The organism is Citrobacter sp. H12-3-2, from assembly GCF_009649895.1.
GTDB lineage: Bacteria > Pseudomonadota > Gammaproteobacteria > Enterobacterales > Enterobacteriaceae > Citrobacter > Citrobacter portucalensis.
On the sequence record NZ_CP045837.1, the window covers coordinates 4,539,196 to 4,551,891 of the forward strand.

General features: G+C 55.3%; 11 protein-coding genes. 4 read left to right on the forward strand and 7 right to left on the reverse strand.

All coding sequences use genetic code 11. From position 1 onward, the window contains the following. Position 1: 1 nt before the first annotated feature. Together GHC22_RS21595 and GHC22_RS21600 are read left to right on the forward strand one after the other, a co-directional pair. On the forward strand, positions 2–862 hold the full coding sequence (locus tag GHC22_RS21595; RefSeq protein WP_153753886.1) for a ketose 1,6-bisphosphate aldolase: 861 nt from the start codon (positions 2–4) through the stop codon (positions 860–862). Then, positions 859–1,863, forward strand: a complete 1,005-nt coding sequence (locus tag GHC22_RS21600; RefSeq protein WP_100247236.1) for a carbohydrate kinase family protein — start codon at positions 859–861, stop codon at positions 1,861–1,863. Before GHC22_RS21595 ends, GHC22_RS21600 begins: the two co-directional genes overlap by 4 nt. A 104-nt stretch (positions 1,864–1,967) precedes the next feature. On the opposite strand, the gene GHC22_RS21605 is transcribed toward GHC22_RS21600, so the two are convergent. Continuing rightward, on the reverse strand, positions 1,968–2,699 hold the full coding sequence (locus tag GHC22_RS21605) for a response regulator (protein ID WP_048236333.1): 732 nt from the start codon (positions 2,697–2,699) through the stop codon (positions 1,968–1,970). Between the two features lie 288 nt (positions 2,700–2,987). Between GHC22_RS21605 and fdhF the strand changes: the two genes are divergently transcribed. Next, on the forward strand, positions 2,988–5,135 hold the full coding sequence (gene fdhF / locus GHC22_RS21610; RefSeq protein ID WP_081003612.1) for a formate dehydrogenase subunit alpha: 2,148 nt from the start codon (positions 2,988–2,990) through the stop codon (positions 5,133–5,135). Between the two features lie 91 nt (positions 5,136–5,226). Further along, entirely contained in the window at positions 5,227–5,910 is a 684-nt protein-coding gene (gene yjcO / locus GHC22_RS21615) for a Sel1 family TPR-like repeat protein YjcO (RefSeq protein ID WP_048215118.1), read from the forward strand. Positions 5,911–5,988: 78 nt separating this feature from the next. On the opposite strand, the gene gltP is transcribed toward yjcO, so the two are convergent. From gltP to nrfB, 6 genes are all read right to left on the reverse strand, one after another. Further along, positions 5,989–7,299 carry a glutamate/aspartate:proton symporter GltP gene (gene gltP, locus GHC22_RS21620; protein WP_020996087.1) on the reverse strand — a complete coding sequence of 437 codons (1,311 nt, stop codon included), beginning with the start codon at positions 7,297–7,299 and terminating at the stop codon, positions 5,989–5,991. A 344-nt stretch (positions 7,300–7,643) separates the two neighbouring features. Next, a complete protein-coding gene (gene nrfG / locus GHC22_RS21625) occupies positions 7,644–8,255 on the reverse strand; it encodes a heme lyase NrfEFG subunit NrfG (RefSeq protein ID WP_057068918.1) in 612 nt (203 codons plus the stop codon). Then, entirely contained in the window at positions 8,252–10,465 is a 2,214-nt protein-coding gene (gene nrfF, locus GHC22_RS21630) for a heme lyase NrfEFG subunit NrfF (RefSeq protein ID WP_008786936.1), read from the reverse strand. Before nrfF ends, nrfG begins: the two co-directional genes overlap by 4 nt. An 8-nt stretch (positions 10,466–10,473) precedes the next feature. Next, positions 10,474–11,430 (reverse strand): cytochrome c nitrite reductase subunit NrfD, encoded by a 957-nt coding sequence (nrfD, locus tag GHC22_RS21635; RefSeq protein WP_032942109.1) that lies wholly within the window; start codon positions 11,428–11,430, stop codon positions 10,474–10,476. Next, positions 11,427–12,098, reverse strand: coding sequence for a cytochrome c nitrite reductase Fe-S protein (gene nrfC / locus GHC22_RS21640; RefSeq protein WP_003031761.1), 672 nt, complete (start codon positions 12,096–12,098; stop codon positions 11,427–11,429). Before nrfC ends, nrfD begins: the two co-directional genes overlap by 4 nt. Then, positions 12,095–12,661: a cytochrome c nitrite reductase pentaheme subunit gene (gene nrfB, locus GHC22_RS21645; RefSeq protein WP_003826649.1), complete on the reverse strand. Its 567-nt coding sequence runs from the start codon at positions 12,659–12,661 to the stop codon at positions 12,095–12,097. Before nrfB ends, nrfC begins: the two co-directional genes overlap by 4 nt. Positions 12,662–12,696 lie beyond the last annotated feature (35 nt).

A 12,696-nucleotide genomic window follows, 5' to 3' on the forward strand; every position in this document is an offset into this window, starting at 1 on the left:
TATGCCGTTGATATCTCTCGCTGATGGTCTTGCCCATGCCCGTGAGCATCACTATGCCTTAGGGGCATTTAATGTTCTGGATTCACACTTCCTGCGCGCGCTGTTTGCCGCAGCTAAACAGGAACGTTCGCCGTTTATCATCAATATCGCCGAAGTACATTTTAAATATATCTCGCTGGATTCTCTGGTCGAAGCGGTCAAGTTCGAAGCCGCGCGGCATGACATTCCGGTGGTGCTAAACCTTGACCACGGCCTGCACTTTGAGTCGGTAGTTCGGGCACTACGCTTAGGGTTCAGTTCAGTGATGTTCGATGGCTCCACGCTGGAGTATGAAGAAAATATCCGCCAGACCCGCGAAGTGGTAAAGATGTGCCACGCCGTCGGCGTATCGGTGGAAGCCGAACTGGGTGCGGTGGGCGGTGATGAGGGCGGCGCGCTGTACGGTCATGCCGACGAGTCGCTATTTACCGACCCAATGATGGCGCGTGATTTCGTCGACAGAACCGGGATTGACGCGCTGGCGGTCGCCATTGGCAATGCCCACGGCAAATACAAAGGCGAACCGCTGCTCGACTTCCCGCGTCTGGACGCCATTCGCCAGCAGGCGGCAATCCCGCTGGTACTGCATGGCGGCTCCGGTATCAGCAACGACGATTTCAAGCGCGCGATTGAACTCGGCATTCACAAAATCAACTTCTATACCGGCATGTCGCAGGCGGCGCTGTCGGCGGTAGAAACACGGATGGCGAATCGCCAGCCGCTGTACGACGAATTCGCCGAACTGCTGCTCGGCATTGAAGAGGCCATTACCGATACCGTTTCGGAACAGATGCGCATTTTTGGCAGCGCGGGACGGGTCTGATGGAACGCAAAGGCGTTATCGCCGCAGGCAACATGCTGGTCGATCACGTGCATCAAATTGTGCAGTGGCCGGAACGTGGCTGGCTGGCGGAAATCACCCGTAGCGAACGCGCCACGGGCGGTGCGCCGCTTAATGTGCTGCTGACGCTGGCAAAAATGCACACTGGGCTGCCGTTGCAGGCGGTGGGGTTAATCGGTCAGGACAGCGACGGCGACTACATCATGGCGATGCTGGAGCAGTATCACGTTAATCGCCAACACGTGCAGCGCACCACATTCGCCCCCACGTCGATGTCGCAGGTGATGACCGATCCCAGCGGTCAGCGCACCTTTTTCCACTCGCCCGGTGCCAATCGGCTACTCGATCTGCCTGCGTTTGAGCAACTGGATACCTCGATGAAAATCTTCCATCTGGGATATCTGCTGCTGCTCGACAGTCTGGACATGCCGGATGAGGAGTTCGGGACGCGTAGCGCACGGCTGCTGGCGCAAATGCGCGACAACGGCTTTGAAACGTCGCTGGATCTGGTCTCACGCAAGGGCGACCCGCGCTATCAACCGCTGGTGATGCCAGCCCTGCGCCATCTAGACTATCTGGTGATTAACGAGCTGGAAGCCGGGGAGTTCAGCGGGCTGGAGATCCGCCAGCCCAACGGCGAACTGCATATTGCGCACATCGCCACCGCCGCACGCGAATTATTGGATGCAGGTGTACGCCAGCGGGTGGTGATCCACTGTCCGGAAGGTGCCTGGGGTGAAGCGCCGGATCTGCCGGGCGTCTGGATCCCGTCGCAGTACCTGGCGCAGGAGGAGATCGTTGGCAGCGTCGGAGCGGGAGATGCGTTTTGCGCTGGATTTTTGTATGGCTGTCATGAGCGCTGGTCGCTGACGGACAGCGTCAGGTTGGCACACGCCTGTGCGCGGGCAAGCTTGCTGTGCGCGAATGCGATAGACGGCGCGAAGACGCTGGCAGAGTTGAAAGCAGAAATGGCTGACGCCTGATGCGCTACGCTTATCAGGCCTACGACCGCATCAGGCCTACGGGGTCATTATCGCTTTTGTAGGCCGGATAAGGCGTTTACGCCGCATCCGGCAACTGCACACGTTCACGCCGCCTTATCGTGATGTTGCACGTCGGCGGCAAACACATAACCCAGCCCGCGCAGGGTTTTGATCAACATTGGCTGGTGCGGGTTGTTCTCTATTTTTCGCCGCAGCCGCATGATTAACACGTCAATAGTGCGGTCAAACACCTCAACGCTGTCGCTGCGCGTCAGCTCCAGCAGCTGTTCCCGGCTCAGCACCCGCCGGGCATTTTGGGCCAGCGCCAACAGCAGGCTGTATTCCCCCTGCGTCAACTCCACCTTCAACTGCTGGGGATTATGCAGCTGGCAACCGGCGGTATCCAGATGCCAGCCATTGAAAGAAAGCCCCGTGGTCTGTGGGCCGCCGCTTTCTGCCGTTAACACGCCAACGCGTCTGAGCACCGCCTTTACCCGCGCCACCAGCACCCGCGCATTGAACGGTTTACCGATATAGTCGTCAGCCCCCATTTCCAGCCCGACAACCACATCCGACTCGCTGCCAAGCCCGGTCAGCATCACCACCGGTAATCCGGGCCTCAACTTCTGCACCTGTTGTAGCACCATCAGGCCGTTAGTATCGGGCAACATCATATCCAGTAATACCAGAGCGATATCCGGCTGAGTCTCAATGCAGCGCAGTGCCTCCTGCCCGGTGTGACAGGCGGTCACCGTAAAGACGTGTTCGCTCAGCACATCCTGTAAAAGCGTGCAGACAGCGATGTCATCATCCACAACCAGTATGGCTGGCTTCATTGTTTTTCCCCATTTCTGGCCAACTTAAATGAGTGTGATTGATTCTGCACAGAGTGACAGCGATAAGGCACAAGGATGTGCGGGAAACATAACCTCGGTCACACTGCCGGGGCGTCACGTATTGGAGATTCGTCACGTCAAATATGACGACAGCCTGTTTTTCGTCAGGGTTTTGCGCAAAATTCGCCCGTAATATCGACTAATGCCCCTGATAAAAACATGGCATAAAAGATGCATAACAAAAACGACAAGCGCGTATGCGCGATTTGATTAACTGGAGCGAGACCGATGAAAAAAGTCGTCACGGTTTGCCCATATTGCGCATCAGGTTGCAAAATCAACCTGGTGGTCGATAACGGCAAAATCGTCCGGGCTGAAGCGGCGCAGGGGAAAACCAACCAGGGTACCCTGTGTCTGAAGGGCTACTATGGCTGGGATTTTATCAATGATACCCAGATCCTGACCCCTCGTCTGAAAACCCCTATGATCCGTCGCCAGCGTGGCGGCAAACTGGAATCCGTTTCCTGGGATGAAGCGCTTGATTACGTCGCCAGTCGTCTGAGCGCCATCAAAGCGAAGTATGGCCCGGACGCTATTCAGACGACCGGTTCATCTCGCGGTACGGGTAACGAAACCAACTATGTAATGCAAAAATTCGCGCGCGCCGTTATTGGTACCAATAACGTTGACTGCTGCGCTCGCGTCTGACACGGCCCATCGGTTGCAGGTCTGCACCAATCGGTCGGTAACGGCGCAATGAGTAATGCTATCAATGAAATTGATAACACAGATTTAGTGTTCATCTTCGGGTACAACCCGGCGGATTCCCACCCGATCGTGGCGAATCACGTGATTAATGCTAAACGTAACGGGGCGAAAATCATCGTCTGCGATCCGCGCAAAATTGAAACCGCGCGTATTGCCGACATGCACATCGCGTTGAAAAACGGCTCGAACATCGCGCTGCTCAACGCTATGGGTCATGTCATCATCGAAGAAAAACTGTACGACCAGGCGTTCGTCGCCTCCCGTACGGAAGGATTCGAAGAGTACAGCAAGATCGTCGAAGGCTACACGCCGGAGTCCGTCGAAGATATCACTGGCGTTAGCGCGCAGGATATTCGTCAGGCTGCACGTATGTATGCCACGGCGAAAAGCGCGGCCATCCTGTGGGGCATGGGTGTTACCCAGTTCTATCAGGGCGTGGAAACCGTGCGTTCACTGACCAGCCTCGCAATGCTGACCGGCAACCTCGGTAAGCCGAGCGTGGGCGTTAACCCGGTTCGTGGGCAGAACAACGTTCAGGGCGCATGTGACATGGGCGCGCTGCCGGATACCTATCCGGGCTATCAGTATGTGAAAGATCCGGCTAACCGCGAGAAGTTCGCTAAAGCCTGGGGCGTGGAAAGTCTGCCTGCTCATACCGGCTATCGCATCAGCGAACTGCCGCACCGTGCAGCGCATGGCGAAGTACGCGCGGCGTACATCATGGGTGAAGATCCATTACAAACCGATGCTGAACTCTCCGCAGTGCGCAAAGGCTTTGAGGATCTGGAACTGGTCATCGTGCAGGATATCTTCATGACCAAAACTGCCGCTGCCGCAGACGTTATTTTACCGTCTACGTCATGGGGTGAGCATGAAGGCGTATTCTCCGCAGCTGACCGTGGCTTCCAGCGCTTCTTTAAAGCCGTTGAGCCGAAGTGGGATCTGAAAACGGACTGGCAGATTATCAGTGAAATCGCCACCCGTATGGGCTACCCGATGCACTACAACAACACCCAGGAAATCTGGGACGAGTTGCGTCATCTGTGCCCGGATTTCTACGGTGCCACTTACGAGAAAATGGGCGAACTGGGTTATATCCAGTGGCCTTGCCGCGACACCTCAGAAGCCGACCAGGGTACGTCTTATCTCTTCAAAGAGAAGTTCGACACCCCGAACGGCCTGGCGCAGTTCTTCACCTGCGACTGGGTAGCGCCAATCGACAAACTCACTGAGGAGTACCCGATGGTACTGTCTACAGTGCGTGAAGTCGGCCACTACTCTTGCCGTTCGATGACCGGTAACTGTGCGGCGTTGGCCGCGCTGGCGGATGAACCGGGCTATGCCCAGATCAACACCGCCGACGCAGAACGCCTGGGCATCCAGGATGAAGAGCTGGTGTGGGTGAACTCGCGTAAAGGCCGGGTCATTACCCGTGCGGCAGTCAGCGATCGTCCAAACAAAGGCGCGATTTACATGACCTACCAGTGGTGGATTGGCGCATGTAATGAACTGGTAACCGAGAACTTAAGTCCGATTACCAAAACGCCGGAGTACAAGTACTGTGCTGTAAACGTTGAACGCATTGCCGATCAGCGCGCTGCCGAGCAGTATGTCATTGATGAGTACACCAAGCTGAAAGCCAGCCTGCGCGAAAGCGCGATGGGTTAAGCTTCCCCTGACGGCCTCCATTCGGAGGCCGTTTTTTTATGCACATAATCTCTCTATACTGTTCATTCCCTACACTAAATCTAAATAAAAGATGAAACGACTTTTCGCCTTGATGGTGTTAATGACATGCTTTGTCCATGCCGAAGAGCCCGGTAGTCAGTTTTTGAAAGCCGCCGAGTCCGGAGACCGACGTGCACAATATTTCCTCGCTGATACCTGGTTTAGCTCAGGCGATTTGGGTAAAGCGGAATATTGGGCGCAAAAAGCCGCCGACAATGGTGATGCCGATGCTTACGCATTGCTGGCACAGATTAAGATTACCAATCCGGTCAGTCTGGATTACCCTCAGGCCAAAACGCTGGCGGAAAAAGCGACCCAGGCAGGCAGTAAAACCGGGGAAATTACGCTGGCGCGTATTCTGGTCAATACTCAGGCTGGACACACCGATTACCCCAAAGCCATTACCTTGCTGCAAAACGCCTCCGAGGACCTGGAAAATGATTCCGCCGTCGACGCGCAAATGCTGCTTGGGCTGATTTACGCCAACGGCGTGGGTATTCCCGCAGACGATGAGAAAGCGACGTGGTATTTCAAACGTAGCTCTGCCATTTCCCGCACCGGTTATTCCGAATACTGGGCCGGGATGATGTTCTTAAACGGTGAGCAGGGTTTTATCGTGAAGAATAAACAGAAGGCACTGCACTGGCTGAATCTGAGCTGTACGGAAGGATTCGATACCGGCTGCGAAGAGTTTGAAAAGTTAACCAACGGGTAGTCGTTGTAGGCCTGATAAGCGTAGCGCCATCAGGCAACCCGGAGCAGGTTGCCTGATGGCGGCGTTGCCTTATCCGGCCTACAAGGCGGTCTTATCAAACTTACCTAATACTTCGCGCTCATAGGCCAGCGCTTTTTTGCGGTCAAATTTGTGTTCCCACTTGGAGATAACCAGCACCGCCAGTGCGTTACCCACCACGTTCAGCGCGGTACGCGCCATGTCGAGAATACGGTCAACACCAGCAATAAACGCCAGGCCTTCCAGCGGGATCCCCACGCTGCCCAGCGTTGCCAGCAGCACCACGAATGATACGCCCGGCACGCCCGCAATCCCTTTCGAGGTCACCATCAACGTCAACACCAGCACGATTTCCTGCCACAGCGACAGGTCGATACCATACAGCTGCGCAATAAAGATCGCGGCAATACTCTGGTACAGCGTTGAACCATCAAGGTTGAATGAGTAGCCGGTCGGCACCACAAAGCTGGTGATTGAAGCCGGTGCGCCGTAGGCTTCCATCTTCTCGATAATACGCGGCAGTACGCTCTCGGAGCTGGCAGTAGAGTAAGCCAGAATCAACTCGTCTTTCAGAATGCGGATCAGGATCCAGATGCTCAACCCACAGATACGCGCGACAATCCCCAGCACCACCAGCGCGAAGAACAGGATGGCAAAGTGCACCAACAGCACCAGCTTCGCCAGCGGCCACAGGGAGGCAAAACCGAAGTTTGCGACGGTAACGGCAATCAGCGCGAAAACGCCGACTGGCGCATAGCGCATAACCATGTGGGTCACTTTAAACATGGTTTCGGAAATAGAGCGGAACACGGTAACCAGCGGTTCGCGGTGAGTTGCCGGCAGGGAAGACAAGCCTAAACCGAACAGCACCGAGAAGAAGATAATTGGCAGCATATCGCCTTTTGCCATCGAGGCGACGATATTGGTCGGCACCAGTGACAAAATTGTCCCCATCAAACCATGCGCGTGGCTCTGTACTTCTGCAGTCGTGCTTTGATATTTCGAAATATCCACGGTCGCCAGTTGCGACATATCAATCCCGGAACCCGGCTGGAACACATTAGCCAGCGTGATCCCAAGGATAATCGCCACGGTGGTGATCACTTCGAAATAGAGAATAGTTTTGGCGCCAATGCGGCCCAGCTGTTTTGCATCACCGACTCCGGCAATACCGACAACCAGCGTAGAGATGACAATGGGCACAACGATCATTTTGATCAGATGGATAAAGATATCGCCCGCCGGTGACAGCAGGTTTACAACCAGCCATTCACGGCTGTCACTATGGTAATGCAGGTAACTCCCTAGCAGAATGCCCAGCACCATGGCGATTAGAATCTGCCATGCCAGGCTGACTTTCAAATTTTTCATAACAACGGACTTCCTCGATGGAGCGCTATTCCACATGCGGTGTGTGGGAATAGTACATACTGAAAGGGTATGAATTGTGTTGCGTTCGTTTATGGAGTTTTTTAACGCTTATTATCATTATCATCTGCATGGCATTCCGCGCAACCCTCTAAGAACAGGGCTTTTGGCTGATTTTATGCATAAAAATGCAATTTTATCGCGGTATTGATGAATAACTTTTTGTTATAAAAGAATTTTAATATGTTCAAAAATGAAGAAGTCATGGTGTGAGTTTTTTTCGCCAATTTGTTCGTTTGCCTGTTTTTTAAACAGGCCAAATGATACAAATCACAAAAAAAACAAATTTATTTTTGCCGATTCTGCAATAACTTCGCCATATTAATAGAGTCAACGAGCTGTGCCCGGTTCACCCTAGGCGAGTTTAAATCCATAACCTTTTGCCACACTGAAATAGCCTGGGCGTAGTCTGCCTGCATAAACGCATCTGAGGCTAACAGCATCAGCGCTGTGACCTCTGCCGGATCCAGCGCCAGAGCCTTATCAATCATCTCGCGAGTGGGTGGCGTCATATGTTGTCCGGCCTGGTAATACAATACCGTTGCCATCGCGGAATAGATCTCAGCATTTTCACCGCCGACACGCAGCGCCTGCTCGTAGGCCAGCAGCGCATTATGATACGCGTTTTGCCAAAGATAGTACTCCCCGAGTTGCGCCCATTTCACGCCGTTCTGGGGATTAGCGCGAATCTGCGATTGCAGCAAAAGCAACTGTTTTTCCTGAACATTCTCATCGGAGAAAGCATGTAAAGGGTCCGCCAGTCTCGTCTGCTCCTGACGAACCGCCTGCCATTTTGGCGTCAACAAGTAGCCTCCAATGCAGGCCACAACCATCAGCACCGCCGCAGCGGTCAGCCGCTTCACAGGCATTGGGCGTAACAGCGGTTCGGACTGGTTCATTGTTCACCTTCCTCCGTATGCTGACGTCTTCTCACTCGCCAGACCACCACACCTACCAGCAATAACAGCAGGCACGGCAACGCCCACAGCAGCAGCGTTTGCTCATTCAGCGGCGGATTATAACGAACGAAGTCACCGTAACGCTCGGTCATCCATGTCGTGATCTCAGCTTCGCTTTTCCCTTCCGCCACCATGCTATAAACCTGATGGCGCATACTGACCGCTACCGGCGCATTGGATTCCAGCAAGTTTTGGTTTTGACACTGCGGGCAGCGAAGCTGGCTGGCAATGGACAGCGCTTGTTCCTGCTGTTGCGGATTTTCAAAGCGCCAGGTATCCACAACCTGGGCATGGGTGGTAAAAGGTAGAAAAATCAGTAAAGCCACAAGTAACATCGTTTTGCCGGATGGCGGCGTGAACGCCTTATCCGGCCTACCATGCTTTTCACTCGTAGGCCTGATAAGCGCAGCGCCATCAGGCAATAACTCTGGATGCTTCCTTCCTCGCCATGCGCTCAGCAGCGCGCCAAAGACCATTAATAGTCCCCCACCCCAAATCCAGCGCACGCCGGTCTGCACGTACAAACGCATGGCATAGCGGTCAGGTCCGGTTTTTTCACCCATTACCGCGTACCAGTCATGCATCAGATTCCAGCGGATCCCCGGCTCCATCATCTGTTGACGGCGCGCGGCATAGAAGCGCCTTTCGGGTTGCAGGCTGCCAATACGTTTCTCATTGTGCCACAGCGTGATCTGCGCTTTTTCACTGGTGTAGTTACCTTTGGCTTCCAGGTCGAGACGCTCAAAACGGAAAATGTAACCCGCCAGTTCAACCTGCTGCCCAGGGCTCAGGTTCAGGCTTATCTCCTGACGGCTACCGCTGGAAAAGACGATCCCCGCCGCAAACACCAGCACCCCGGCATGCGCCAGCAGTGCCGGAAGCTGGATGCGGAAAGACACGTTGCGGCTTCTGACCGTTGCCAGCACGATAACCAGCAGCATCAGCAGGCCAAAGGGCAGCGTAGCGCGGTTAAAGTACGGTGCGCCTACGGAGAGCCGTCCCCAGCCGAACAGCCCGTAAATCATCGGGTAGAGCGTGCCAATCAACACAATCAGCAGCACCGCACTAAAGAGCAGCAGCGCAACCAGAATCAGCATCTCGCGTGACCAACCGCCAAAACGCGCATTCTGCCGGACTTGCTGGCCCCGCCAGGCGTACAGCCCGAGCGACGCCAGACTCAACACGGTAAACAGCGCAAACAGGGGCGCGGCGCGGACGTTATCCAACGCGAAAGCATGTACCGAAACGAGAATGCCGGAACGTACAATCAGCGTCCCAAGCAGCGATAAAATCAGCGTGACGATCGCCAGTAGCAGCGACCAGTGGCGGAAGATTCCGCGCTGGCGCGTGATATACAGGCTATGCAGCAGCGCGCTAGCGGAAAGCCAGGGTAATAAGGAGGCATTTTCAACTGGGTCCCAGAACCACCAGCCGCCCCAGCCCAGCTCGCAGTAGGCCCACCAGGAGCCGAGGATAATCCCCAGCGTCAGCGCGCACCAGCCGGGCAGCGCCCAGCGCCAGCACACCCAGGCGCTCTGCGCATTAAAGTCACCACGTAGCAGCGAGGCCAGCGCCACGCCTGCCGCCACCATCAAACCACCGTAACCCAGGTACAGCAGAGGTGGATGGAGGATTAACCCGAGATGTTGCAGCATCGGGTTAAGGTCGCGCCCTTCAATGGCTGGCGGGAAGATACGCACAAACGGATCGGACCATACCACCACAAACAGTAGCAGCAGGGCCGTAATCATTGAGAGGACGCTGAGCGTCAGCGGAAACAGCGCGTCGGTATCACGCCGATAGCGTAAAGCGAACAGCGCGCTCCAGCCGGAAAGAAACAGCACCCACAGCAGCAGCGATCCTTCATGACCGCCCCACACCGCCGCCAGTTTTAATCCCCACGGCAGTAGACTGTAGCTGTGCTGAGCAACGTAGACCACCGAAAAGTCGCTGGTCAAAAAGCAGAATACCAGAATGGCAAAAGCCAGCAGTAGCAGGGTAAATTGCGCCCACACGCCCACCGTTGCAAGGCGCATCACCCCTTGCCAGCGCTGGCGGACACCCACCAACACGGCAAGCGGGGTCAACACGTTGACCCCAAGGCTTAATAACAGCGCCAGAAAACCGGCTTCAGGAAGGAGAACGTCCAGATATCACCTTACGCAACGGTTAGCTGACCCGCATAGAGTATAAAAAAACGCAGCAGCAGTACGCCGGTCAGGCTGGCGCCGCACACTGCCAGCACGCCATGAAACGTCGAACTGCGGTTGGCCCAGGGTTTTAGCAGCATCGGCAGTATCAGCCCAAGCCCAGCCACGCCAAGCCAGAACCACCAGGTCCAGAATCCACCGCCCAGTGCCGCCGCCAGCGCGCGCATTTTGCCGTCATCGCCCAGCGCCAGACCAACAAAGAACGCCGCCAGCAGGAAGATCTCCAGCCATACCACCGGGACTTCCATACGATGCACAAAGTGCGCTTCGGTGCTGTGCGGGTTGCTACGATGGCGTAACGCCATGGCGATCAGCGCCACCGCGGCGCCGGAGGAGATCCCAGAGAACAGGAACAGCACCGGCAGGATCGGGTTATTCAGGAACGGGTAAGATTTCAGCGCCGACAGAAGAAAGCCGGTGTACGCCCCGAGCAGGACCGCCAGCACCAGCATTAACGTCTCAAGCGCACGATGGAACGGCGCAATCAGCGTCAATACTTTCTGCACGATACCTAACCGCGGCAGCCAGCGCTGTTGCAGGGCAATCACTTCTTTTTCAAAGATTTTTGCCAGCCACAGCACTAACACCACCATGTACAACTGGAACAGCATGACCCCCATCGACATCACCGAAGTGAAGCTGTAGTGGAACATCAGTTTCCAGAAGGTCCATGGACGCGTCAGGTGGAACACCAGAATCAACAGACCGAGGATAATCGCCCCCGGCCCTAACACCAGCGTAGTGCGCAGCAGCGTGCTGTCCGAACCGCCCGCCTCCGGATGGAAGCGACGCAGCAGAATCGCCAGCGTGACCAGTCCGGCAGAGATACCTATCAGGAACAGATAGATGGCAATGGGCCAGTCCCACACCAGTGATTCAAAATGAAATGCAGAAGCGGATGTCATTGGCTCACCTCCCCAAATTTAAAGGGAACGCGGTAGACCTTCGGTTTTGTACCCAACGCAAGCTTGTAACGGTAGGTCGTTTTCTGCTGCAACAAACGGGAGATATCGCTGTTGGGATCGTCCAGATTACCAAACGTCAGCGCCTTCGTCGGACATGACTCAACGCAGGCGGGCTGTTTGCCCGCTTTCAGGTTGGTTTTCCGGCAGAAATCGCATTTATCCGCCGTTTTGCTCACCGGATGGATAAAGCGCACGCGATAAGGACACGCGGCAATGCAGTACTGGCAGCCAACGCAAAGGTCCGGGTTCACATCCACAATGCCGCTGGCGGCATCACGATACGATGCCCCCGTCGGGCAGACGTCAACGCAGGGAGCGTGGTCGCAGTGCTGGCACGAGTGACGGAAGAAGCGATACTTCACATCAGGAAACGTTCCTTGCGGCTCACTGCGAATAATCGTCAGACGCGATACGCCTTCCGGCACGTTGTTGACTTCGCGACAAGCATCCATGCAGGCCGTACAGCCGATGCATAATGACTCATCATGTACCATACCGTAACGCACGCCGTTGATGTTCAGCGTCTTCGCCACAACGCGCCCCGCCGTCCCGCTCACTGCCACCAGCGCGCCGACGCCGGTGATAAACTGGCGACGAGAGCAACTCATGGATGCTCCTTAAGCAACGGAATCGACGCCGGGTTAAAGTTCGGATTGTTACGCTGATCGCTATGGCAATCGACGCAAATCTTGATCCGTCCTTTATCGCTCAGCGTTTGCATCGTGTCTTGCTTCGGATGCAGTGAGTGACAGCTGGCACACGCCACTTTGGTTACGTGGACATCGTGCGGCCAGAACGCTTTTTGCAGCTGCTCAGGCAGGTGACAGGACATACAGACGCTGTTCTGCTGCTCCACGTTGTACATCGGCTCATTAAAGCGCATCACATCTTTCACCCCTTCACGGTGGTTCGGTGACGGCTGGCCGTGACAGTTGGTGCAGGTGACCGGCAGTTTGTTATTCGGGTTGATGACTTCCGCATGCTTACCATGCATGCCTTCGGTATCCGGCTTGTGACAGTCCAGACAGGCGGCATCCGGATTACGCTGTTGGGTAACCGTCCAGCGTTGATCCGACTCCTGCGGCGTTGGCGTGGCAGTGATTCCACTCAGGCTCCATAACAAGCCTGACGCCAGCACCCCAGCAGTTAATAACGAACGTAATACGCTCATATTCACTCCGTTGAGTTATCCGCCCCTTGCGGGGC

What these genes read in the sequence shown, in the direction of transcription:
- GHC22_RS21595 (WP_153753886.1), top strand. Translation starts at nt 2, where the DNA reads ATGCCGTTGATATCTCTCGCTGATGGTCTTGCCCATGCCCGTGAGCAT.
- GHC22_RS21605 (WP_048236333.1), bottom strand. Translation starts at nt 2,699, where the DNA reads ATGAAGCCAGCCATACTGGTTGTGGATGATGACATCGCTGTCTGCACG.
- yjcO (WP_048215118.1), top strand. Translation starts at nt 5,227, where the DNA reads ATGAAACGACTTTTCGCCTTGATGGTGTTAATGACATGCTTTGTCCAT.
- gltP (WP_020996087.1), bottom strand. Translation starts at nt 7,299, where the DNA reads ATGAAAAATTTGAAAGTCAGCCTGGCATGGCAGATTCTAATCGCCATG.
- nrfG (WP_057068918.1), bottom strand. Translation starts at nt 8,255, where the DNA reads ATGAACCAGTCCGAACCGCTGTTACGCCCAATGCCTGTGAAGCGGCTG.
- nrfD (WP_032942109.1), bottom strand. Translation starts at nt 11,430, where the DNA reads ATGACATCCGCTTCTGCATTTCATTTTGAATCACTGGTGTGGGACTGG.
- nrfC (WP_003031761.1), bottom strand. Translation starts at nt 12,098, where the DNA reads ATGAGTTGCTCTCGTCGCCAGTTTATCACCGGCGTCGGCGCGCTGGTG.
- nrfB (WP_003826649.1), bottom strand. Translation starts at nt 12,661, where the DNA reads ATGAGCGTATTACGTTCGTTATTAACTGCTGGGGTGCTGGCGTCAGGC.